Source organism: Pseudomonas sp. rhizo66 (assembly GCF_031931925.1).
Lineage (GTDB): Bacteria > Pseudomonadota > Gammaproteobacteria > Pseudomonadales > Pseudomonadaceae > Aquipseudomonas.
The window spans coordinates 109,386-132,681 of the sequence record NZ_JAUJWZ010000012.1; the positions used below are offsets into that span (position 1 = coordinate 109,386).

The 23,296-nt window shown below is 60.1% G+C and carries 23 protein-coding genes; 11 read left to right on the top strand and 12 right to left on the bottom strand.

Annotated features, from left to right (window positions below; genetic code table 11):
* Nucleotides 1-120 precede the first annotated feature (120 nt).
* A complete protein-coding gene (locus QZR14_RS15955) occupies nucleotides 121-684 on the top strand; it encodes a GNAT family N-acetyltransferase (protein ID WP_311997071.1) in 564 nt (187 codons plus the stop codon).
* A gap of 46 nt (nucleotides 685-730) precedes the next feature.
* Here the strand turns inward: QZR14_RS15955 and QZR14_RS15960 are convergent, their stop codons facing one another.
* Complete coding sequence (locus QZR14_RS15960; RefSeq protein WP_311997072.1) at nucleotides 731-1,804, bottom strand: NAD(P)-dependent alcohol dehydrogenase; 1,074 nt, start codon at nucleotides 1,802-1,804, stop codon at nucleotides 731-733.
* Between the two features lie 256 nt (nucleotides 1,805-2,060).
* Here QZR14_RS15960 and QZR14_RS15965 point away from each other — a divergent pair, with 256 nt between their 5' ends.
* A complete protein-coding gene (locus tag QZR14_RS15965) occupies nucleotides 2,061-2,987 on the top strand; it encodes a universal stress protein (RefSeq protein WP_311997116.1) in 927 nt (308 codons plus the stop codon).
* A 29-nt stretch (nucleotides 2,988-3,016) separates the two neighbouring features.
* Here the strand turns inward: QZR14_RS15965 and arsH are convergent, their stop codons facing one another.
* From arsH to QZR14_RS15985, 4 genes are all read right to left on the bottom strand, one after another.
* Entirely contained in the window at nucleotides 3,017-3,709 is a 693-nt protein-coding gene (gene arsH, locus QZR14_RS15970) for an arsenical resistance protein ArsH (RefSeq protein ID WP_311997073.1), read from the bottom strand.
* A 12-nt stretch (nucleotides 3,710-3,721) separates the two neighbouring features.
* Nucleotides 3,722-4,192 carry an arsenate reductase ArsC gene (locus QZR14_RS15975; RefSeq protein ID WP_311997074.1) on the bottom strand — a complete coding sequence of 157 codons (471 nt, stop codon included), beginning with the start codon at nucleotides 4,190-4,192 and terminating at the stop codon, nucleotides 3,722-3,724.
* A 13-nt stretch (nucleotides 4,193-4,205) separates the two neighbouring features.
* The gene (locus QZR14_RS15980) at nucleotides 4,206-4,553 is read right to left on the bottom strand and encodes a metalloregulator ArsR/SmtB family transcription factor (protein WP_311997075.1); all 348 of its coding nucleotides are present in this window, start codon (nucleotides 4,551-4,553) and stop codon (nucleotides 4,206-4,208) included.
* A gap of 138 nt (nucleotides 4,554-4,691) precedes the next feature.
* A complete protein-coding gene (locus QZR14_RS15985) occupies nucleotides 4,692-5,579 on the bottom strand; it encodes a LysR family transcriptional regulator (RefSeq protein WP_311997076.1) in 888 nt (295 codons plus the stop codon).
* Nucleotides 5,580-5,712: 133 nt separating this feature from the next.
* Here QZR14_RS15985 and QZR14_RS15990 point away from each other — a divergent pair, with 133 nt between their 5' ends.
* Together QZR14_RS15990 and QZR14_RS15995 are read left to right on the top strand one after the other, a co-directional pair.
* On the top strand, nucleotides 5,713-7,359 hold the full coding sequence (locus tag QZR14_RS15990; protein ID WP_311997077.1) for a GMC family oxidoreductase: 1,647 nt from the start codon (nucleotides 5,713-5,715) through the stop codon (nucleotides 7,357-7,359).
* A 171-nt stretch (nucleotides 7,360-7,530) separates the two neighbouring features.
* On the top strand, nucleotides 7,531-9,153 hold the full coding sequence (locus tag QZR14_RS15995) for an MFS transporter (RefSeq protein ID WP_311997078.1): 1,623 nt from the start codon (nucleotides 7,531-7,533) through the stop codon (nucleotides 9,151-9,153).
* A gap of 53 nt (nucleotides 9,154-9,206) precedes the next feature.
* Here QZR14_RS15995 and QZR14_RS16000 read toward each other — a convergent pair whose 3' ends face one another.
* Both QZR14_RS16000 and QZR14_RS16005 read right to left on the bottom strand, forming a co-directional pair.
* Nucleotides 9,207-9,575, bottom strand: coding sequence for a DUF427 domain-containing protein (locus QZR14_RS16000; RefSeq protein WP_311997079.1), 369 nt, complete (start codon nucleotides 9,573-9,575; stop codon nucleotides 9,207-9,209).
* 421 nt (nucleotides 9,576-9,996) lie between these two features.
* The gene (locus QZR14_RS16005; protein WP_311997080.1) at nucleotides 9,997-11,403 is read right to left on the bottom strand and encodes a serralysin family metalloprotease; all 1,407 of its coding nucleotides are present in this window, start codon (nucleotides 11,401-11,403) and stop codon (nucleotides 9,997-9,999) included.
* A gap of 277 nt (nucleotides 11,404-11,680) precedes the next feature.
* Between QZR14_RS16005 and QZR14_RS16010 the strand changes: the two genes are divergently transcribed.
* The 3 genes from QZR14_RS16010 to QZR14_RS16020 all read left to right on the top strand — a co-directional run bounded on the left by QZR14_RS16010 (nucleotide 11,681) and on the right by QZR14_RS16020 (nucleotide 15,016).
* A complete protein-coding gene (locus QZR14_RS16010; RefSeq protein ID WP_311997081.1) occupies nucleotides 11,681-13,624 on the top strand; it encodes a DNA topoisomerase III in 1,944 nt (647 codons plus the stop codon).
* Between the two features lie 48 nt (nucleotides 13,625-13,672).
* Nucleotides 13,673-14,176, top strand: coding sequence for a GNAT family N-acetyltransferase (locus QZR14_RS16015; protein WP_250606761.1), 504 nt, complete (start codon nucleotides 13,673-13,675; stop codon nucleotides 14,174-14,176).
* 510 nt (nucleotides 14,177-14,686) lie between these two features.
* On the top strand, nucleotides 14,687-15,016 hold the full coding sequence (locus tag QZR14_RS16020) for a hypothetical protein (protein WP_007910633.1): 330 nt from the start codon (nucleotides 14,687-14,689) through the stop codon (nucleotides 15,014-15,016).
* Between the two features lie 257 nt (nucleotides 15,017-15,273).
* Here QZR14_RS16020 and cynR read toward each other — a convergent pair whose 3' ends face one another.
* Nucleotides 15,274-16,161: a transcriptional regulator CynR gene (gene cynR, locus QZR14_RS16025; RefSeq protein WP_250606762.1), complete on the bottom strand. Its 888-nt coding sequence runs from the start codon at nucleotides 16,159-16,161 to the stop codon at nucleotides 15,274-15,276.
* Between the two features lie 120 nt (nucleotides 16,162-16,281).
* Here cynR and cynS point away from each other — a divergent pair, with 120 nt between their 5' ends.
* The 3 genes from cynS (at nucleotide 16,282) to QZR14_RS16040 (ending at nucleotide 17,738) form a co-directional block, all read left to right on the top strand.
* Entirely contained in the window at nucleotides 16,282-16,749 is a 468-nt protein-coding gene (gene cynS / locus QZR14_RS16030; RefSeq protein WP_194934597.1) for a cyanase, read from the top strand.
* 80 nt (nucleotides 16,750-16,829) lie between these two features.
* On the top strand, nucleotides 16,830-17,066 hold the full coding sequence (locus tag QZR14_RS16035) for a DUF2790 domain-containing protein (protein WP_250606764.1): 237 nt from the start codon (nucleotides 16,830-16,832) through the stop codon (nucleotides 17,064-17,066).
* A gap of 12 nt (nucleotides 17,067-17,078) precedes the next feature.
* Nucleotides 17,079-17,738 (top strand): carbonic anhydrase, encoded by a 660-nt coding sequence (locus tag QZR14_RS16040; protein WP_250606765.1) that lies wholly within the window; start codon nucleotides 17,079-17,081, stop codon nucleotides 17,736-17,738.
* A 104-nt stretch (nucleotides 17,739-17,842) separates the two neighbouring features.
* Here the strand turns inward: QZR14_RS16040 and QZR14_RS16045 are convergent, their stop codons facing one another.
* Complete coding sequence (locus QZR14_RS16045) at nucleotides 17,843-19,345, bottom strand: aldehyde dehydrogenase family protein (RefSeq protein WP_311997082.1); 1,503 nt, start codon at nucleotides 19,343-19,345, stop codon at nucleotides 17,843-17,845.
* A gap of 200 nt (nucleotides 19,346-19,545) precedes the next feature.
* On the bottom strand, nucleotides 19,546-20,454 hold the full coding sequence (glsB, locus tag QZR14_RS16050; protein ID WP_007911001.1) for a glutaminase B: 909 nt from the start codon (nucleotides 20,452-20,454) through the stop codon (nucleotides 19,546-19,548).
* A gap of 137 nt (nucleotides 20,455-20,591) precedes the next feature.
* Here glsB and QZR14_RS16055 point away from each other — a divergent pair, with 137 nt between their 5' ends.
* Entirely contained in the window at nucleotides 20,592-21,080 is a 489-nt protein-coding gene (locus QZR14_RS16055; RefSeq protein ID WP_311997083.1) for a GFA family protein, read from the top strand.
* Nucleotides 21,081-21,264: 184 nt separating this feature from the next.
* Here the strand turns inward: QZR14_RS16055 and QZR14_RS16060 are convergent, their stop codons facing one another.
* Nucleotides 21,265-22,551, bottom strand: coding sequence for an ATP-binding protein (locus QZR14_RS16060; protein WP_250606768.1), 1,287 nt, complete (start codon nucleotides 22,549-22,551; stop codon nucleotides 21,265-21,267).
* Nucleotides 22,552-23,259 carry a winged helix-turn-helix domain-containing protein gene (locus QZR14_RS16065; protein WP_093437091.1) on the bottom strand — a complete coding sequence of 236 codons (708 nt, stop codon included), beginning with the start codon at nucleotides 23,257-23,259 and terminating at the stop codon, nucleotides 22,552-22,554.
* Between the last annotated feature and the right edge of the window lie 37 nt (nucleotides 23,260-23,296).

Sequence of the window (23,296 nt, forward strand, 5' to 3'; positions counted from 1 at the left end):
AAAACAGTGGCCTCGCGCCGGAATCTGATCCAGATCAGATCCCGGCGTTGCCACCGGCGTAGAACAGACCTCAGCGCACTGCCCGGCGCGTTGCTCGTTCAGCCGATGGAGGCTCACCTCATGCTCACTGTCAAAGACCACAATGACCGCGCGGCGACGATCTATGCCGCACATCAAGGTGAATACTGGATCGAGTCGCTCAAGGACGGCCGCCACGTCTTGATCCGACCACTGGCCGCCAAGGATCGCGAACGCGAATACGCGTTCATCAAGCGCTTGTCGCCCGAGTCCCGGCACCTGCGGTTTCTCGCGCAGATCAGTGAGCCGGGCACCGCGTTGCTCGATCAGTTGATGGACGTCGATTACAAACAACGCGCGGCCTACGTCGCACTGGTTCATGAAAATGGCGAATTGATCGAGATCGGCATCAGCCGCTACGCCGCCACGGGCGAACAGGATTGTGAATGCGCCGTGACGGTCGCCGATGAGTGGATGCACCTTGGCCTGGCCACGTTGCTGATGCAACACTTGATCAAGGCCGCCCGGCACCACGGTTTCAAGCATCTGTATTCGGTGGATTCAGCCAGCAACACGGCCATGCGCGACCTCGCCCGTTCACTGGGCTTTGAAACCCACAGCGATCCTGATGATCCGCACCAAGTCATTCATCGCCTGAGTCTATAGCGATCCCCGCGCCCCGCACCCGCCAACGGTACGGGGCGCGTTGCCGTTACGGCGTGATCGCCACCTTCATCACCCCATCGCGCTGATGCGCGAACAGTTCATACGCGGCTTCGATATCGTCCAGTTTGAAGTGGTGTGTCACCAACGGCGACAGATCGACGCCACCGCTTTGCACCACCGCCATCAACCGGCGCATGCGTTCCTTGCCGCCGGGGCACAGGGTGCTGACGATGCTGTAATCACCCAGCCCTGCCGCGAAGGCATCGTAGGGAATACGCAGGTCCGACGCGTAAACCCCCAGGCTCGACAAGCGTCCGCCCGGGCGTAACACCCGCAACGCAGACTCGAATGTGCCTTGGGTGCCCAAGGCTTCGATGGATACATCCACGCCGCGCCCGTCGGTCAACGCCATGATTTGCTCGACCACGTCGCCGTCCTTGAAGTTGACCACATGGGTCGCGCCCAACTGCCGCGCAACGCTCATGCGCTCGGCCACCGCGTCGATGCCAATGATCACGCTCGCGCCCTTGAGCCGCGCCCCGGCTACCGCACACAGACCGATCGGCCCCAACGCGAACACCGCAACGCTGTCGCCGATACTGACTTCGCCGCGTTCGGCGCCGGAGAACCCGGTGGACATGATGTCCGGGCACATCAGCACTTGTTCGTCGCTCAATCCGTCGGGGATCGGACACAGGTTGGCCAAGGCATCGGGCACCAGAACGTACTCCGCCTGACAGCCATCGATGATATTGCCGAATTTCCAGCCACCGGTGGCGCGAAAGCCGTGGCGAGTGTCCGGCCCGTCCTGGGAACCGCAGCCGCACAGGCAGGCGTAGCTTTGACCGCTGGGGGTGATGGCGCCGGCGATCACTCGCTGGCCTTCGAAAAATCCGCGCACCTGTGAGCCGAGTTTCTCGATCACGCCCACCGGTTCGTGACCGACGGTCAAGCCTTTGGCCACCGGATACTCGCCGCGCAGGATATGCACGTCGGTGCCGCAGATCGTCGTGGTGGTGATGCGCACCAGCGCGTCCAGCGGACCAACCTCGGGGATCGGTTTGTCATCCAGCACGATGCGATTCTTTTCGACGAATATCGCCGCTTTCATCATGGCCATGATCAAGACTCCTGTGCAGGTGTTTGCAGTGAGTTCAGCACCTTTCCAAGGCTGCGCCGAATTGATCGACACAAGGTTGATAACGATCAACCCCTGCAGGATTGCACGCGCCGTTACCGCCCGTCGGGCGCGGGCGTTGCTCGGCTGCGTCATTGACAAAGATCAAGCCGCGCCACGCAGCCCGGAGCAGCATGAACTGACGCCGCTGGTGCCGTTGCGCCCGCCGTGCAATGCCGCTACCCACAGGAGATTCGTCATGTCCGAGCAAGCACGTTTCATGCTGGTAGCTTCACCGCTGATGAAGCACAGCCCTGCGTTCGATCGGGCCGCGGCACTGGCCAAGGCATCGGGCGCGGCGCTGCATATCGTGGCGTTCGATTTCCTCGAAGGGTTGGCGACCGCCGGACTGGTCAACGAACAGGCCCTGGAACAGATGCGCCTGGGTTATGTCGACCGCCACCACCAATGGCTGGAGGATCAGGCCAGACCGATGCGCCACCTCGGCGTGACCGTGACCACGGAAGTGGTGTGGGTCGACAATCCGTTGCGCGAGATCCAGATTCACCTCAAGGAGCAGCCGATGGCCCTGTTGATCAAGGATCTGCAGCACGCCTCGTTCATGTCACGGCTGATGTTCACCCCGCTCGATGTTCATTTGCTGCGCGAATGCCGGGTGCCGCTGCACTTCGTCAGCCATGTTCAGCATGCGCGGCCACGGCGGATTGTGGCGGCGATCGATCCGTTTCATCGCGACGATCAATACGCGGATTTCAACGACCGCATCCTGCGCGAGGCCGCGAAACTGGCCAGCCTTTGTGCCGCCGAACTGGACGTGGTCTACGCCTATGACCTGTCATCGATCAGCGCCGACGAGTTCGGTTTTGGCAACGCCTCGACGTTTTTCACCCCGGGCAAGGCGAAAACCCTGTTCGATGCGCAAGGTGATGCGTTCCGCGAATTGGCCGAGCGCAACGGCATCGCGCCGGAACGCCAGCACATGATCATGGGCAATCCGGCCAAAGTGCTGTGCAGCTACGCCGATGCCTATGACATCGACGTGATCGTCATGGGCCGGATCGGCCATCGTGGCCTGGGTCGGTTGATCGGCAGCACGGTGGAACAGTTGCTGTACAAAATGCCCTGCAGCGTCTGGGTGGTGTCACCGCAAGTAATGGTCGACTGAACGCAGCCGTCCCTCGCCGAGGGACGGCCTCAGATCGAGCGCTGGTTGACCCGCGCCATCAATTGCTCGGCGCTTTCCTTGCGCTCGGAATAGCGGTCGACCAGATGCGCCTGTTGATCGCGCAGCAGCACGGTGAACTTCACCAGCTCTTCCATCACGTCCACCACACGGTCGTAGAACGGCGACGCCTTCATCCGCCCGGCGTCGTCGAATTCCATGTAGGCCTTCGGCACCGAGGATTGATTGGGGATGGTGAACATGCGCATCCAGCGACCCAATACGCGCAACTGATTGACCACATTGAACGACTGCGAACCGCCGCAAACCTGCATCACCGCCAGGGTCTTGCCCTGGGTCGGGCGCACGGCGCCGAGTTCCAGCGGGATCCAGTCGATCTGCGCCTTGAACACGGCGGACATCGCGCCATGACGTTCCGGCGAACACCAGACCTGACCCTCCGACCACAGCACCAGCTCGCGCAGTTCCTGCACTTTGGGATGGTCGACCGGAACGTCGTCAGGCAGTGGCAGACCGGATGGGTTGAAGATCCGCGTTTCGGCGCCGAAGTGTTCGAGCAGACGTGCGGCCTCCTCTACCAGCAAACGGCTGAAGGAGCGTTCGCGGGTCGAGCCGTAGAGCAGCAGGATGCGGGGTTTCTGCTCGCCCAAAGGGGATGCTCCTTCGAACAGCGAATGATCAAGATGGGGCAGGTGTTCTGACATGTGTCCTCCAGCTCAGAGAGAGCCGATACGATCCAGCTCACGCTGGAGATCAGCGCGGCTGAGTGCTTTAAATGGCAGGCCGAGAAAGGTCGCGCAGCGCCGTTCGATGATCGCCAGCGTGGCAGCAAACGCCGCGTCCACGGCGGCATCGTCGCCGATCACATCCGAGGGATCTTCGAGGCCCCAATGGGCTTTGAGCGCGGGACCGAAGTACACCGGGCAGCTCTCACCGGCGGCCTTGTCACAGACGGTGATGACAATGTCTGGCGGATTGTCTTCGAACGCGTCATTGCCCTTGCTGGATAAACCATCGATGGCAATGCCAGCCTTTTGCAGCGTCGACAGGCTGCGTGGCATCACTTGGCCTTTGGGGAAACTTCCGGAGCTCACGGCCTCGAATCCGGGGCGCGCCAGATGATTGAACATGGCTTCGGACAGGATGCTGCGGCAGCTATTGGCCGTGCACATAAACAGGACTCGCATGTTTTCTCTTTCCTCAGCAGCAGGCAGCTTCGCGAACCGGACGACCGTCCATGTTCTGCAGACGGGCGGCGTTGTCCTTGAGCCAATCGGCGTTGGCTTTGGACGTCACTTGCAGGATTTCGCGCACCCACGCAGGAAGATCAGGGTTGAGGCGGTAATAGACCCATTGCCCCTGACGGCGATCAAGCAGCAAACCATTGCTGCGCAGTTGCGCGAGGTGGCGGCTGATTTTTGGTTGGCTGTCGTCGAGCGCACACATCAGCTCGCAGACGCAGAGTTCACCTTGATCGCAAATGAGCAGCATGGCGCGGGCGCGGGTTTCGTCAGCGAGGCTCTTGAAGACTTCGGTGGGGGTGATCATGGGATAGGCTCGACACATATGGAAATCCGAATATACGGATATCCATATGTACGGTCAAACAAGATCAAAAGATCGCAGCCTCCGGCAGCTCCTACAGAAATCGTTGTAGGAGTTGCCGTAGGCTGCGATCTTTTGATCTCAAAGGTTAAGCAACAACCCCTGCTCCGCCTCACACAACCCCACCACATAATCCCAAACCACCCGCAGGCGCACCGACTTGTGCAACTCGCGCCGCGTGCTGATCCAATAGCTGCGCTCGATGCTTTCATCCGGCAGCAACGGCACCAGATCGGGATCCGACTCGGCCATGTAGCAAGGCAACACCGCAATGCCCAATCCCGACCGCGCCGCCTCCTGCTGCGCGATGACGCTGGTGCTGTGAAACACAACCCGAGGGCTGCGACAGAAACTGTTGAGAAACATCAATTCCTGGCTGAACAGCAAATCGTCGACATAACCGATCCACGCATGCCGCCCGAGGTCTTCGCGGCTGTGCAGTGGCGGGGCTTTATCGAGATAGCGCTGGCTGGCGTAGAGCGCCAAGCGATAGTCGGTGAGTTTGCGCGTGACCAGCATGTCCGCCGCCGGGCGCTCGAGATGAATGCTGATTTCCGCCTCGCGGTTGAGGATGCTGACAAAGCGCGGCACCGCGACCAGTTCCACTTCCAATCCCGGATAGCGTTCGAACAAGCCGATCATGCGACTGGCGAGAAACTTGATGCCCAGCCCTTCGGTGACACCGACGCGAATCTTGCCCAGCGGCGCGGTGGATTGGGTGATCTCTTCCTGCGCCAGCAACGCCACGTTTTCCATCGCCTCAGCGTGTTTAAGCAGCGCCTCCCCTGCCGGGGTCATTTCGTAGCCTTGTGCGTGCTGGACGAATAGCGCGGTGCCGAGGCTTTTTTCGATGGCTTCGATATGGCGGGCGACGGTGGCGTGGGTGGTGTTGAGGCGGCGGGCGGCGGTGAGCAGGCGGCCGCTGCGTTGCAGTTCGAGAAAAAACCGCAGGTCGTTCCAGTCGAACATGGCGTGTCCTTGTCGGCGATGGTCAATGCAGGCTGTTTAAAAACGCACAGCGGCTGCGCAAAAACTAACATTCTTTTAACGAAAGCTAACAACTAGAGTGTCCGACAATAAAAACAAAAAGCGAGGTCAGGGAATGCAGACTTCCCTTGATGAATACGACTACATCGTGGTCGGCGCCGGCCCTGCCGGGTGTTTGCTGGCCAATCGATTGTCAGCGGATCCGCAGCAGCGCGTGCTGTTGCTTGAAGCCGGCGGACGCGACAACTATGCGTGGATTCACATTCCTGTCGGTTACCTGTTCTGCATCGGTAACCCGCGCACCGACTGGTGCTTCAAGACCGAAGCACAACCGGGCCTCAATGGCCGCGCGCTGAGTTATCCGCGCGGCAAAGTGCTCGGTGGCTGTTCGTCCATCAACGGCATGATCTACATGCGCGGCCAGGCCAACGACTACGATGGCTGGGCTGCCGAGGGCAATCCGGGCTGGGCCTGGAACGACGTGCTGCCGCTGTTCAAACAAAGCGAAAACCATTTTGCCGGTAACGCTGAATTTCACGGTGCCAAGGGTGAATGGAGGGTCGAACAACAGCGCCTGTCGTGGCCGATTCTGGATGCCTTTCGCAGTGCCGCCGAGCAAAGCGGCATCGCCAGCATCGACGACTTCAATCAGGGCGACAACGAGGGTTGCGGCTACTTCCAGGTCAACCAGAAATCCGGCGTGCGCTGGAACGCGGCGAAGGCTTTTCTCAAGCCTGTACGCGATCGGGCGAATCTGACGGTGCTGACCGGGGTTGAGGTGGATCGGGTACTGCTGGAGGACGGACGCGCCTCGAAGGTCAGTGCGCGTCATGAAGGTCAGAGCAAGCAGTTCAAGGCGCGCAAAGAGATCATCCTGTGCGCCGGCGCGGTCGGTTCGCCGAGCATTCTGCAGCGCTCCGGGATCGGTCCGCGGCCTCTGCTCGAACGCTTGGGCATCGGCGTGATTCATGAGCTGCCGGGCGTCGGCGAAAATTTGCAGGATCACCTGCAATTGCGCCTGATCTACCAACTGGAAAATGCCCGCACGCTGAACCAGATCGCTGGCAGTGTCTGGGGCAAGATGGGCATGGGCCTGCGCTATCTGTATGACCGCAGCGGGCCGCTGTCGATGGCGCCGAGTCAGTTGGGCGCGTTTGCGCGTTCGGGGCCGGAGCAGACTTCGGCGAATCTGGAATATCACGTGCAACCACTGTCGCTGGAGCGTTTTGGCGAGCCGTTGCACAGTTTCCCGGCGTTCACCGCGTCGGTGTGTGATCTGCGACCACAGAGTCGTGGGCGCATCGAAATCCGTTCGGCGGACCCGCAGGAGGCGCCGCTGATTCAGCCCAACTACCTCAGTCACCCTGAAGATTTACGCGTGGCGGCGGATGCCATTCGCCTGACCCGGCGCATCGTCAGTGCCCCTGCCCTGCAAGCGTTCAAACCGGTCGAGTATCTGCCCGGCGCCAGCCTGCAAAGTGATGAAGAGTTGCAGGAAGCGGCGGCGAAGATCGGTACGACGATTTTCCATCCGGTCGGCACCTGTCGCATGGGCAATGACGGTGATGCAGTGGTCGATGCGCAACTGCGCGTCCACGGCGTGCCCGGCCTGCGCATTGCCGACGCGTCGATCATGCCGCGCATTACCTCGGGCAACACCTGTTCGCCTACGCTGATGATTGCCGAGAAAGCCGCACAACTGATCCTCAACCCCAACACCAGGAGCAGCACCGCGAAATTGGAGCTGGCCCACCCCCTGTAGGAGCTGTCGAAGGCTGCGATCTTTTGATCTTTGGATTTTCCAGATCAACAGTAAGATCAAAAGATCGCAGCCTGCGGCAGCTCCTACAAAGAACCGCGTTTGATTCAAGGCATCACCCGGACACGCAACACCAGTGGAACAACAAAAACAATCACTGTGAGGGATACCGATATGTCAGAACACGCTCAGACGCTGGGCGCGGCGAGCAGCGCCGAGACCAGCAATGCCACACAAAAAGTCATCTTCGCTTCGTCACTGGGAACGGTCTTCGAGTGGTATGACTTCTTCCTCTACGGCGCCCTCGCGGCGGTGATCAGCAAACAGTTTTTCGCCGGGGTCAACGACACCACGGCGTTCATCTTTGCGCTGATGGCCTTCGCTGCTGGCTTTATCGTGCGGCCGTTCGGGGCGTTGGTGTTCGGTCGATTGGGGGACATGATCGGGCGCAAATACACCTTTCTCGCGACGATCATTCTGATGGGCGTGGCGACCTTCTGCGTCGGCCTGCTGCCGACCTACGCCAGCATCGGCATCGCCGCGCCGATCATTCTAGTGGTGCTGCGCATGCTTCAGGGTCTGGCGCTCGGCGGTGAGTATGGCGGCGCAGCCACCTACGTGGCCGAGCACGCGCCGATTGGCAAGCGCGGTTTCCACACCAGCTGGATTCAATCCACCGCGACCCTCGGCCTGCTGCTGTCACTGCTAGTGGTGCTCGGTTGCCGCTACTTTACCGGCGATCAGTTTGAAGTCTGGGGCTGGCGCATTCCGTTCCTGCTGTCGATCGTGCTGCTGGGCATTTCCACCTGGATCCGCCTGAGCCTGCACGAGTCGCCGGCGTACCTGAAGATGAAAGAGGAAGGCAAAACCTCGAAAGCGCCGATCCGCGAATCCTTCGGCAAGTGGGAAAACCTCAAAGTCGTGCTGATCGCCCTGTTCAGCATCAACGCCGGGCAAGCGGTGACCTTCTACGCCGCGCAGTTCTACGTGCTGTTCTTCCTCACCCAGTTCCTGAAAATGGACCCGGCGGTGGCCAACACCTTGCTGATCATCAGCGTGGTGATCGGTGCGCCGTTCTTCATCATTTTCGGCTGGCTGTCGGACAAGGTCGGACGCAAACCGGTGCTGATGCTCGGCTTGCTGCTGGCCACGGCGCTGTACTTCCCGATCTTCAAATCCCTCGCCCACTACGCCAACCCGGCGATCGACCAGGCCAGCCGTCAGGCGCCGATCACCGTGCTGGCGGATCCGGCGACCTGCACCTTCCAGTTCGACCCGGTGGGCAAAGCCAAATTCGACAGCCCGTGCGACAAGGTCAAAACCTTTCTGGTCAAGCAAGGCCTGCCCTACTCCAGCGCCGCCGCCCCGGCCGGCAGCGGCGTACAGGTCAGCATCGGTGACGTGAAGATCGACGGCTACGACGAAGCCGCCCTGCGTGGCGCCGTGACCCTGGCCGGCTACCCGCAACAAGCCGATCTGCAGCAGATCAACAAACCGATGATCGTGGCGCTGATCGTCGCGCTGATCATCATCTCGGCCATGTGCTACGGCCCGCTTGCGGCGCTGATGGTCGAACTGTTCCCGACGCGCATTCGCTACACCTCGATGTCGCTGCCGTACCACATCGGCAACGGCTGGTTTGGCGGGTTTCTGCCGACCGTGTCGTTTGCGCTGGTGGTGTACACCGGGGACATTTTCTATGGGCTGTGGTACCCGGTGCTGATTACCGGGGTGAGTCTGGTGGTGGGGATGATCTGTTTGCGTGAGACGAAGAATATTGATCTCGACAAGAACTGAAACTCACCCAGACAACTCAATCGGCGAGGGCTTTACCCTCGCCGTTTTTTTGCTCAGGCATCAGCCTTGATCACTTCGAACTTCACCTGATCCGGATAAAACGCCACGTAGTCGCGGATCGGCGCTACTGACACTTTCGGATTTTCGTAAGTCCACACCGCATTCGCCCCTTCATGCCCCGGCACTTGCAGACTGAAGTAGTTGGCATCGCCCTTGTACGGGCAATAACTGGTGTGATCGGTGCGGGCGAAATACTTTTCGTCGATGTCTTCGCGGGGGACGTAATAAACCGGCGGGTAGTTGGCTTCGTTGAGGATCAGCACGCGGGAGGACGTAGCGACCTGGATGCCGTGGAATTTCACCACCAGGCACCCGACAAGTTGTTCGAGGTTTATGACGGGACTGAGGCCGGAGCTTTTCATGGGGTTCCCCTGAATACGGCGAAGAGACCGGTTCAGGTATAGCCCATCGGTTCTGGTTGGGGTGGTTTTACAGCCGAACGGCCCATCAATTTCAAAAGCCCCTCACCCCAGCCCTCTCCCCGAGGGAGAGGGTGCCTACGGGGGTGTCTTTCGTTCTACATCGACCTGAAAGTCCTGCTTCGATTATGGATTCGGCAAAGCGCTATCAGGTCAATGTACTTCTGTAGCATCCCTCAATCGGTCTCCTCTACCTCTGGGAGAGGGAAGCGATGGGGGGATATTGGCGAGATTCACCGACTTGAACGATTGGCTTTGAATCCATAATCGACTCGGTTTTTCAGGTCGATGTATTTCGCCAGACAACTCGGTCAGTCCCCTCTACCTCTGGGAGAGGGTTAGGGTGAGGGCCGATCTTCAGGCATCACGCCAGAATATCAGTCGCCACCGCTTGCCCCACCACACCCACTGCAAAGTCCACCGAACCCTGCCCCGTCAGGTCAACCATCAGGCTGGTCTGATTGGTCTGCGCGAAGTAGGTCAGGATCGCGTCGCCGGCATGCCCGGTGAAGCCGCTGACAAAGTTCAGCGACGCCGCACCCGTGGCGAAACCAGCGATCCCCGACAAGTCGATCTTGTCCAGACCGCTGGTGAAATCCATGATCCAGTCCGGCGCGGTCATGGTCGAATCGCTGGCCGCGCCAAACACAAAGGTGTCTGCGCCTGCACCGCCCCACAAGGTATCGCCACCGCCACCACCGTAGAGGATGTCGTTGCCGGCACCGCCGAACAGATCATTGGCGGCCGCGTTGCCAATCAGCAGGTCATTGCCCGAACCGCCCACCGCATTCTCCACGGTCACACCGTAAGCAATCGACACGTTGCCCACCAGACCGCCGACATCGGAGAACGAGCCTTCATTGAGGTTGATCTTCTGGTTCTGGCTGAAGCCGGAGAAATCCAGCGTGTCGTTGCCGCCGCCATCCCACACCGAAAACACCACTTTCGACGACGCCGAAGTGGCGCTGTAGAAATCGCGCTCGGCGTTGGAGTTGAAGCCGTAAGTGGTGTCATCGGCACGGGTCGCGTAGTTGGCGCCATAGAGTTTTTGCACAGCGACGATATCGTCCAGCAACGGCGCCGAGGCGTACGCGCCGCTGCCGTCCTTGCTGAAGTTCTGCTCGGTATTGGCTTCGCTCCAATAGCTCATCAGGCTGTAGCCACGGGTGTCTTCAGCGTATTTGGCGTCGTTGTAGGTCGGGTTGCCGTTACCGGCGTTGTAGGCGCCCGGGTGCGACAGGCCGAGGGTGTGGCCGATTTCGTGGGTCAGGGTCTGGCGCCCGTAATTGTTGGTGTCCGGGGTCTTGTTGACCTGATATTGATCGTTGATCAGGTACCACGACTGGCCGTCATAACCACCGCCGCTCGGCAGATAAGCGAAAGCCGCGCCACCCGTGCTGACGTCATAGTTGCCGAAGGTCATGTGGCCATCGCCGCCCTTGCCTTCAGTGAAGGTGACGTTGGCGACGTCGGCCCAGGATTGCATAGCCAGCACAGCCTGAGCTTTTTGCTGGGCGCTGAATTCGCTGAAGTTGCCCAGCTTGACGTTGTAGTTCGCCGGTTTCTCGGTCAGGAACGTATAGCTGAGGTCGATTTTGCCATCAGCGTTCTTGTCGCCCCACGACAGGCCTTTGCGCAGGATTTCGTCAGCGGCCTGATCGGCAGTGAATGAGGGTTTGCCGTTGACCAGCCCGACGCCACGGTCATACAAGTGGCTGAAAGCATCGACCTGGTCGAAGGCGCTGGTGGTTGTGGATTTGGCTTGAGCCATGGTGGACTTCCTTGTTTCTGAGTAGTCAGTGTCGACAGACCACGGCGATCTTCTGGCGAGATCGTCCTGTCACTCGCGTGTTTGAATCGCTGAAAAACCTGACACAAGTGCAAACCGCAGGCTAATCAATTTCTCGATAGCCCAGGCTGCGTCCCGGTATTACCCGTCACGTGCTGCAATCCTTTTTATCTGTATATCCATACAGATAAAAGTTGCCGCTGAAGCCAAGTCCGGCCATTCTGTGCACCTGTGCGGATCTTGATCGACGTGGGTGGTTATGCGGTTGTACCTCTGTGAAAAACCTTCTCAGGCCAAAGACATTGCGGCCGTGCTCGGCGCCAGGCGTCGGGGCGACGGCTGCTGGCTGGGAACGGACGTCACGGTGACCTGGTGCATCGGCCACTTGCTCGAAACCGCCCCGCCGGATGCCTACGACGCGCGCTACAAGCGCTGGGTACTGGCCGATCTGCCGATCATCCCGGACAAGTGGAAAATGACCGTCAAGCCGCGCACCGCCAGCCAGTACAAAGCGGTCAAGCGCCTGCTCGGTGAAGCCAGCGAGCTGATCATCGCCACCGACGCCGACCGTGAGGGCGAGATGATCGCCCGGGAACTGGTCGAACATTGTCGCTATCGCGGGCCGATCCGTCGTTTATGGCTGTCGGCGCTGGACGAAGCGTCGATCCGCAAGGCTCTGGCGGCACTGAAACCGGGGGCCGAAACGTTCAGCCTGTATCACTCGGCGCTGGGCCGCTCGCGGGCGGACTGGCTGATCGGCATGAACATGAGCCGGCTGTTCACGCTGCTGGGGCGGCAATCGGGTTATCAAGGCGTATTGCCGGTAGGCCGGGTGCAGACGCCAACCTTGCGTCTGGTGGTGGATCGCGACCGCAGCATCGCCGATTTCGTGCCGGTGCCGTTCTGGGCAATCGATGTCGATTTGCTGCACAACGGCATCCCGTTTACCGCACAGTGGCGCGCGCCGCCGGACGTCTGTGACGATCAGGATCGCTGCCTGAATCAGGCGCTGGCCCAACAAGCCGCGGCAGCGATCCGCAGCGCTGCCAGTGCCCGGGTAGTGAAGCTGAAAACCGAGCGCATGCGTGAAGTGGCGCCCCTGCCCTTCGATCTCGGCACCTTGCAGGAAGTCTGTTCGAAGAAACTCGGCCTCGGCGCGCAGGAAACCCTCGACATCGCCCAGGTCCTCTACGAAACCTACAAAGTCATCACCTATCCGCGCAGTGATTGCGGCTATCTGCCGCTGAGCCAGCACAGTGAGGCGCCGGGGATTCTCGCCGCACTGCGTCAGGCCGATCCGGGTCTTGAGGCGCTGCAAGGCTTTCTCGAACCCCAACGCCGCTCCCGGGCATGGAACGACGCCAAGGTCAGCGCGCACCACGGCATCATCCCCACCGCTGCGGCGAAAAACCTTGAACGCCTGAGCGGCAAGCACCGCGCGGTCTATACGTTGATCCGCGCACGCTATCTGGCGCAATTCCTGCCCAATCACGAATACGATCGCACCCAGGCCGATTTCGATTGCGCCGGTGAAGCCCTGCGCGCAGTCGGCAAACAGATCATCGAACCGGGCTGGAAACGCGCACTGCCCGAAGCGCTGGCACCGGCCAAGGGCCGCGAAGCTCCGGCGCCACAAACCTTGCCGGCCCTTAGCCAGGGTGTCGAATGCGCCATCGCCGCGGTGAAACTCAAGGACCTGTGGACGCAACCGCCCAAGCCCTACACCGAAGGCGATCTGATCAAGGCGATGAAAAACGTCGCCAAACTGGTGGAAGACCCGCTGCTCAAACAGAAACTCAAGGACACCACCGGGATCGGCACCGAAGCCACCCGTGCCTCGATCATTCAGGGCTTGATTGATCGGGGCTATCTGGTGAAAAACGGTAAGGCCCTCGCCGCCACCCCGGCCGCGTTCAGCCTGATCGATGCGGTGCCCCGCGCGATTGCCGACCCCGGCACCACCGCAATCTGGGAACAGGCGCTGGACATGGTGCAAAGCGGCGAAATGAGTCTGGAAGAGTTCGTCACCAAACAAGCGGCATGGATGAGCAAACAGGTGACGCGCTGTTCCAGCCTCAGCCTGACCATCAGCGGCCCGCCACCAGCCGGTAAAGCGGCGGCCCCGTGGAAGAAGAAACGCAAATCGACCCGCAGCAAAACCACGGGCACCACCAAACGCGCGGCGAAACCGGCAGGCAAATAAAACGCGCTACTGTTTCTGCAAGGCTCAGCACTTTCAGGAACCCGGCGCATGGCCAATATCGAACTGCACCCCGCCCAACGCGATGAGCTGGACATCATCGAAAACCTCATGCAGTTCTACATGTACGACTTCAGCGAGTGGCTGCCGCTGAAGCTCGCCGAGCACGGCTTTTTCTCGATTCAGCCGAAAATCGACTACTGGCGTCACTCGGCCACCCAACCCTTCCTGATTCGCGTCGACGGCGAACTCGCCGGTTTCGTGACCGCCGACAACGAAACCCATCTCGCCGGCGCCGAACACAACATCGGCTACTTCTTCATTGCACGACGCTTTCGTGGCCAAGGCGTCGCGCAGTTTGTCGTCTCTGCCCTCTTGAGCCGGATCCCCGGTCAGTGGCAGATTTTCCATATCGACGCCAACCTGCCGGCACAGCGCTTCTGGGCTGGGCTGATCCCTTTGTTGACCGGCGGCGATTTCACCCGGCAGCAGCGTGAAGTGGACGGCTATCCGTGCACGTTCTATCGCCTGCGAACGCCTTTTTCCGTTGTCTGAACGGATTCTTTCTCATTCCAAAACAGCTTTGTCCGACAATATGTAGTGAACAAAAATAATCACTACAAAACCGTTGACGGCGTCGTTTTGCTTTTGCATGATGAAGACGTTCCCCGATCGGGAACACGCGTAACACGCTTGAGCAAACTCGTCTGACCGCCGAGTTGTTTTTTCCGGATACACGCTGCCCACAAGGCAGATTGAAGAAGCTGACCTGGCCTGAACGTCCAGTACAAGGACGAGAAGCGCTGGCGAAAATTCTCAAGACGCTTGTGGCCGACACGGTAAATGTCGTCAAGGAGCCTCCCGGTTTTCGCTGCTTCTCCTCGTTGTGACGCTATTGCGTAGCAGTTATTCAACACGACTACATGCAACAGATGCACGACCCCGTACTTCATACGGGCGAGCGCTGACGTCCTGGTTTCGGTGCCAGGGATCAACTAACCGATGGGCTACCTGTATTAGCGAATCAACTTTGAAAGATCACCAGACTGGTCAAGGGGCAATATCATGAATCTGAACAATCAACCTACTATCGAAGAACTGGCTCGTATGTTCGCTGCGCAGAAAGACAGCCACGACAGCCATATTCTGTGGATCAGCAAGTCGGGTCAGGTACATATCGACTGCCTGGCGACCCATGCTGACGAAGACGAGTTCGACCGCAACCATCAGAACCTGCTGGCCCGCTTGAAGATGTACCGCCGTGGCCACGGTTATGTTGGCAAGAAAGCCGCGGCCGACAAGGACTTCATCGGGAATGTTCTGCAAACGCTGAAACAGGCGTGGGATTCGATGCAGAACAACAACGAAGTTCGGGTGATTGATCGGTTCTGCTGAGTCAGTCATTAAATAATTGAAAGGCCTGCTTCCTTAAAGGAAGCAGGCCTTTTTTGGTTCGCTCGCATTGATATGGCGTGACTGGAATTGTAGCCCCTCACCCCAGCCCTCTCCCGAGGGAGAGGGAGCCGATCGAGTTGTATAAAGTCATTCGTCAACAGGGAACACCGAGTTGATTATGGATTCAGCAGAACACTTTCAGGTCGGCGTATTACTCCAACATCCCTCGGTCAGTCCCCTCTCCCTCTGGGAGAGGGTTAGGGTGAGGGGCTTCCCATGCCCAACACCAATTCCACAAACGCCACTGCCGCCGCACTGTGATAATTATTGCGCCGCCGCAACACCGCCGCCCCACGTTGCGGCGCCTCGCTCTCGACGCGCAACCGGCGCAACGCCCGATCCTCCGTCGCGATCGCCTGCGGCAGCATCGTCGCCACCGGCGAATGACGCACCACCTCCAGCAATGTACTCACCGAATTCACCTCGATCCGCACCTGCGGCGTAATCCCGTGCTGACGGAAATATTCATCCACCGATAGCCGCGTGATGAAGTCCGGCGCCAGCAAGGCGAAATCCAGTGAAGCGATATCTTCCGGCGTCAGTACCGAGCTGGACTCATACAGCGGGTGCTCACGCCCGACCATGATCGCCAGCGTTTCGGTAAACGCCGGAATGCATTCGATATCGGCGTTGCGCACGGGTGTAAAGGCAATCGCAATATCCAGCGAGTCATCCGCCAGACCCGCCTCGATGTCGTCCATCGACAGCTCGAAAATCTGCAAATGAATCCCCGGATACCGCGCGGCAAAGTCGCGCACCAACGGCCCGACCAGATACGCCATGAACGTCGGCGTCATCGCCAGGCGCAACGTCCCGCGAGAAAGATCCTTCACGTCATGCAACGCGCGCTTGCCCGCCTCCAACTCCACCAACACCCGTCGCGCGCATTCGATGTAGGCCTCGCCGGCATCGGTGGGTTTGACCGTGCGCGAAGTGCGATCAAACAGGTTCACCCCCAGGGTTTCCTCCAGTTGGCGAATCTGCTGCGACAGGGTCGGCTGCGACACGTGCAATGCCTCGGCGGCACGGGTGAAGCCGCCGTGATCGGCAACAGCCAGCAGATAACGCAAATGTCGCAGCAGCATGGGAACACCATCTATAGGCAGGGCTTATGCGAAGCATTGTATATCGGTCTTGGACGCTATGGATCAATCGGCAGAAGATGAATCCCACACAGCAAGCCAACCCCTGAAAGGAGTGACACCATGCAACAGTCCCACGCCTACAACGACACCAGCCTGGCCCTGACCACCCGCATTCTCGACGCCAAGGCACGCAAAGATCTGTCGTGGCAGGATCTCGCTGACGACACCGGCCTGAGCCTGGCGTACGTCACCGCTGCCCTGCTTGGCCAGCACCCGCTGCCGGAGAACGCCGCCCAAGTGGTCGGTGACAAGCTGGAGCTGAGCGCTGACGACGTCGCGGCGATGCAGATCATCCCGCTGCGTGGCAGCCTCAGCGGTGTGCCGACCGACCCGACCATCTACCGCTTCCACGAGATGATCCAGATCTACGGCACCACCCTCAAAGCGCTGGTTCACGAGCAGTTCGGCGACGGCATCATCAGCGCGATCAACTTCAAACTCGACATCAAGAAAGTCGAAGATCCGGAAGGCGGCTCCCGCGCGGTCGTTACCCTTGACGGCAAGTTCCTGCCCCTGCGTCCGTTCTGATCCGCACCAGCCCGCACACCGCGTGCGGGCCACTCTCCCCAAAAAGGTTACCTGTCACCACTGCGTCTGGAGGCTGTCCCATGCAAAAAATGCTACTGACCCTGGCCCTGCTCGGCGGTTTTTCCGTTCAGGCCTTTGCCGCTGACGAGGCCGTCGCCTACCGCTACGGCATGCAACTGGATATCGCCCAAGTGCTGAGCATCACACCGGCTGCCGACGTGTGTGGCGTGGTCCCGGTCGAGATGACGTATCTGGACAGCCACGGCGGCAAACACATTCTTCAATACAGCGAATTTGGCAGCGGTTGCTCGAACTGAGAGGACAACACCATGAAAAACCTGATTGATGGCTTCCTGAAATTCCAGAACGAAGCGTTTCCGCAACGCACCGAACTGTTCAAACACCTGGCGACCACGCAACAGCCAGGAACTCTGTTCATTACCTGCTCCGACAGCCGTGTCGTGCCAGAATTATTGACCCAACAAGAACCCGGTGAGCTGTTCGTGATCCGTAATGCCGGCAATATCGTGCCGTCCTACAGCCCGCATCCGGGCGGGGTTTCGGCGACGGTGGAATACGCAGTGGCGGTGCTTGGCGTAACTGACATTGTGATCTGCGGGCATTCGGACTGCGGCGCGATGACTGCAATTGCCCAGTGCAAATGCATGGATCACCTGCCCGCCGTCAGTGGCTGGCTGCAGCATGCCGAGTCGGCAAAAGTGGTGAATGAAGCGCGGCCGCATGCCAGCGACGCGGCGAAATTGAGTTCGATGGTGCGTGAAAACGTGATCGCGCAACTGGCGAACATTCAGACCCACCCGAGCGTACGTCTGGCTCAGGAGAAAGGCCTGCTGAATCTGCATGGCTGGGTGTATGACATCGAGACCGGTTCGATCGACGCGCTGTCCGCCGACCGCCGCACGTTTGTGCCGCTGGCCGAGCAACCGGCGACGTGCGCGATCCACGCAAACGCCCCCGCAGCCGCCTGAAATTCAAGCCATCCCTGTAGGAGCTGCCGAAGGCTGCGATCTTTTGATCTTGTTTTTAACAGCAAGATCAAAAGATCGCAGCCTTCGGCAGCTCCTACACGGGATCAGCGTTTTATTGTGAGATCGATCTGCGTCATCCGGCTACGAACAGTAAACACGCCGTCACCAGAAAGAATCGCACTGCGCGCAAACAAGCGCCCGCTCTCCCAGTTCGAAAGCCCCAGTTCCGGCTTGTTCAGCGCGTACTGGCCGTCAACCCAACGGGTAATGCCGTTGCCCACGAACGGCGCGTTGACCACGTTGTAGAAACGCTCTTGTACGGCTGCATCCTCACTGATCAAAGACACGGTGAATTGCGGGCTATAGCGGTTGAACAGCGCAATCGCCTGATCCAGATCATCGACGATCATCAGGCTGACTTCCGGGGTTTCTTCCCATTCCCACTCGCGGCCCAACGCCGATTCCGCCAAGGGTTCGGCCAGTGCTTCAGTCTGATAACCCTCGGCGCGATAGACCTCGACCGTCGCGTTCTGCCACTCACTCGGCAAGCAACCTTCGCTGCCTTCGACGATGTGTAATTTGCAGCCCTGGCCACGCGCGGTGCCGGCCTGTTGCAGCGCATCGAGAAACAACGGCACCAGTTCTGCCGCGCGATCACGCTGGATCAGGCACACGTTGAGGGTGTTGCACACCTTGCGATCCAACGAGTTGCGCACCACGGCGGCGAAACGTTTGGCATCGGCAGCGAGATCCGCGATCAACCACGCGCCCCCCGTGCCGTGCAGGCTGACGGCGGTGCCGGCCTGCTGGGCAATGCTGCCCAATTGACTGACCGCACGCCCCGAACCGCGCGCTACCGCCAACGACAAACGTCGGTCAGCGAACATCGCCCAACCGGCGGCATGATTGACACTTTCCACCAACGACACCGCACCGGCCGGCAGACCGGCATCGGCCAGTGCCGGGTTCAACGCGTGAGTAACGATGGCTTGCGCAGTGCCCAACGCATCGCTGCCAATACGCAGCACGGCGGTGTTACCGGTGCGCAGGACACCCGCCGCGTCGGCGAAGACGTTCGGCCGGCCTTCAAAGACAAACGCGACGATGCCCAGCGGCGAGACCACTTGTTCGACTTTCCAGCCATCGTGTTCGACGCTGCTGATGACTTTTCCCCGCGTGGCGGCGGCATCCCGCCAGGCACGCAGGCCGGCGATCATGTCGCGGCGCATGCGCTCATCAGCGAGCAGTCGGGTGGTGGAACGACCGCGCGCCTTGGCCCGCTCGATGTCCGCCAGGTTGGCGGACTCGATCTGCGCCCAGCACTCCGGACTTTCCAGACGTTGCGCAAACAGGTCGAAAAACTGGCTGATGGCCTCATCGGACACCGCCGACAACGCAGTGAATGCCGCTGCCGCACGCTCGATCGCCACGGACGCCGCTTGCTGATCCGCCACGGGGATCAACAGCAACTCGCCACTGACCTGCTCGACCAGCAGATGGTCACCGGGCTGAAAGCGCGCGGCCAGTTCGGGGCTGACCACGGTGACGCGGTTACCAGCGAAAGGGATCGGCGTGCCAGCGACTAGACGTTCGAGCGCGAGAGACATGAAGCGGATTCACCATGCAGGGAGCGGCCGGAAAATGTAGCGGATTACTCGATGAAATACACCTCCTCAAACACTAAAGAAACCTGTGGGAGCTGGCTTGCCAGCGATAGCGGTGGTTCAGGCAAATTCATAGTGACTGACAGGGCCACATCGCTGGCAAGCCAGCTCCCACAGGGTTTTGTGGTGTTTGGCAGATCGGGTCAGAACACTGACCAGCCAATCCGCGCGCTAAGCATCTCCAGCGCCGCCATCCCCGCCAGCGAGTTCCCGGCGGCATTCAGCTCCGGCGACCACACGCACACCGTGAACTGCCCCGGCACCACCGCGACAATCCCGCCGCCGACGCCACTCTTGCCCGGCAAGCCGACGCGGTACGCGAAGTTGCCCGCTTCGTCGTACAGCCCGCTGGTGGCCATGATCGAGTTGACCTGCTGGGTCTGCCGGCGCGTGAGGATCTGTTCGCCGCTGTGTTTGCAAAAACCGTCGTTGGCCAGAAAGCAGAACGCCCGGGCCAGATCAATGCAGTTCATGCGCAACGCGCAGTGGCTGAAATAGCTGCGCAGCACCGCTTCGACGTCATTGTGGAAGTTGCCGAACGACTGCATCAGGTAAGCCATCGCCGCATTGCGCGCGCGGTGCTGGTATTCGGAGTCGGCCACTTTGCCGTCGATCATGATCTGCGGATTGCCCGACAGGCGCCGGACGAAATCGCGCATCGACAGGGTCGGTGCGGCGAAACGCGACTGGTTGATGTCGCAGATCACCAGCGCACCGGCATTGATGAACGGATTGCGTGGCCGGCCGCGCTCGAATTCCAGCTGCACCAGCGAGTTGAACGGCTGCCCGGACGGCTCATGACCGAGGCGCTCCCAGATTGCTTCGCCGGAATGATCGATCGCCTGCACCAGGCTGAACACCTTGGAAATACTTTGCACCGAGAACGGCGTCTCGGCGTCACCGGCGCAGTACATCTCGCCGTCGTTGCCGTACACGGCGATGCCCAGTTGATTGGCCGGCACGGTGCCGAGGGCGGGAATGTAGTCAGCCACCTTGCCCTGCCCGATCAACGGGCGGACAGCGTCAAGAATCTCGTTCAACAGCGCTTGCATGCCGGGTTCCGAAGTCTCGCCCCATGGGATTGCGGGGACACTGGGGCTAGACGCTGCGCCCGCCCGTCGAATCACACCGGCCGCCATCGCACTGAATGTTCTAGGCTCAACCGCACATTCAAAACGGGAGAGCACCCATGCATCTCGAAGGCTCCTGCCATTGTGGCGAGGTCACATTCAGCCTCACCAGCACCCACCCCTACCCTTATCAACGCTGCTATTGCTCGATCTGCCGCAAGACCCAGGGCGGCGGCGGTTATGCGATCAACCTCGGCGGCGACGCAACAAGCCTCAAGGTGCGCGGGCGCAAACACATCAGCATCTACCACGCGAAGATGAAAGACGATGGCGCCAAGCGCGCCCATCGCAGCAGCGCCGAGCGGCATTTCTGCTCACTGTGCGGCAGCGGCCTGTGGCTGTTCAGCCCGGAATGGCCGGAGCTGATCCACCCGTTTGCCTCGGCCATCGACACGCCGCTGCCGGGGCCGCCGGAACACACGCATCTGATGCTCGGTTCGAAAGCAACCTGGGTGGAAGTCGAGGTTAAAGCGAAAGACAAACAGTTCGACGTCTACCCCGAGGAATCCATTGCCCAGTGGCATGAACGGCTCGGACTGACCCGTTAAATTCGCCACCTGCGCTGCCCTGTAGAAACTGCGGTGTTTTGACGTTGAAGGTCAGGATCAAAAGATCGCAGCCTCGTTTCACTCGACAGCTCCTACAGGTTTTGTGTGTGACAAAAATCCAATCGGCGCCATAAATCAATGTGGGAGCGCGCCTGCTCGCGAAGGGGCCGGTACAGGCACGGCATTAATCCAGATGCGCCCAGGTCATCCGGAACGACGCCCCACCCCAAGGCGAATCACCCACTTCAACCTGGCCGCCATGGGATTGCGACACTCTTCGCACCAACGCCAGGCCCAAGCCAAACCCGCCGGTACGCCGGTCCCGGCTGGCGTCCAGTCGCGAAAACGGTTCAAAGATTTTCTCCCGCCCATCCACCGGCACACCCGGCCCATCGTCATTGACCCGCACCTGGTAATAATCGCCCGTGCGTTCCAGCGTCACCTCCACGCGCTGCTCGGCATAACGAATCGCGTTGCGCAGCAGATTGATCACCGCCCGCGCCATGAATCGCGGTTCGATGCGCACCGTGTCGATCCGGCAATCAGCAATCAGCAACTGCACCCCCGCCGCCTCTGCTTCCAGCGCCACGCTGCCAACCACACTGTCGAGCCAATTGGCGGCCTCGATGTTTTCGCGTTTGATCACCGTCGCGCCGCGCTCAAGGCTGGCGTAGGTCAGCAGTTCCGAGACCATTTCTTCCAGCTCACCGAGGTCGGCGTACATGTCGGCAATCAGCTCGCGGTTCTGGCTGGCGTCCGGCTGCTGCTTGAGCTGGTCGAGCTCAAACGACAGCCGCGCGATCGGCGTGCGCAACTCGTGGGACACGGCGTTGGTCAGTTCCCGCTGATTGGCAATCAGCCCTTCAATGCGCGCCGCCATCAGGTTGAAGTGTTCGGCTAGGTCACGGATGTTCGAACGCTTCGACAACTGGATGCGCACCGACAGGTCGTTATCGCCGAAACGCTCGGCGGCCAGGCGCAGTTTTTCCAGATCGCGCCAGTGCGGACGCACCCAGAAAAACAGGACGATGCCGATCAACACGGCAATCATCAGGTAGGCAGCGGCAATATAAAACGGCATCAGGCTCGGTTCGGCCGGCAAGCGGATGCTGAGCAACTGCGGCCCTTCGTCAATCGCGGAAATATACTGGTTGTACTTGTCGCGGATCACCAGCAGCCCTTTGGCCAGCTCGGCTTTTTCCTCGGCGCTCAGGGCCAGTTCAGAGGCGTCGACCAGCGTCAGCCCCAAACCGTAATGCGGGCGGATGGTTTCCAGCTGTTGTTCCCGGGCCGGGCCGTCGAGGTCACGCAACTGCTGGCCCAATGTCCATGCCTGCCCACGCACGGCCTCGCGGTTGTAGTCCTGCATCTGATAATCGAGCAAGGCATCGAAGGTACGCTCGACCGTCTGCAAGGCCAGCACCAGACCTAACGTCATGACCAGAAACAGCCCGAAAAATAACCGCAGCATCTACAACTCCCACGCGAACGGATTAAACAGATACCCCTTGCCCCACACGGTTTTGATGCACATCGGTTCGCGGGGATTGTCTTTGAGCTTGTTGCGCAATTTGCTGATGTACACGTCGACACTGCGATTGAGCCCGTCGAAGGCAATCCCGCGCATGCGATTGAGGATGTCATCACGCGACAGCACTTTGCCGGCCGCGCTGGCCAGCAACCACAGCAGCTCGAACTCCATGGTGGTCATTTCGATAACCTCGCCCGCCAGTCGCACTTCACGGCAACTGCGGTCGACGCTCAACTGACCAAATTCCATGAAGCTCACCACGTTGCTGTCCGGCACCTGCCGTCGTTGTAGCGCTCGCAGCCGGGCCAGCAACACGGGTGGTTTGATCGGCTTGATCACGTAGTCATCGGCGCCGGACTCCAGACCGAGGATATGGTCGAGGTCATCTTCCTTGGCCGTCAGAATCACGATCGGCGTGTCCGACACGCTGCGAATCTCCCGACACACGTGCAAACCGCTCTGCCCCGGCAACATCAGGTCAAGCACCACGACTTTCGGCTTGAATTCCAGAAAAGCAGCCACGGCCAGATCACCGCGATGCACCGTGCGCACCTCGTAGCCGTGTTGTTCGAGAAAGTGGGCGATCAGCGCGGCGAGGCGCTCATCGTCTTCCACCAGCAGGAGTTTGCCAAAACCCAGGTTATCCATATCGACCATGTGCCGCCCTTGTGTGAAGTGGTCGGCA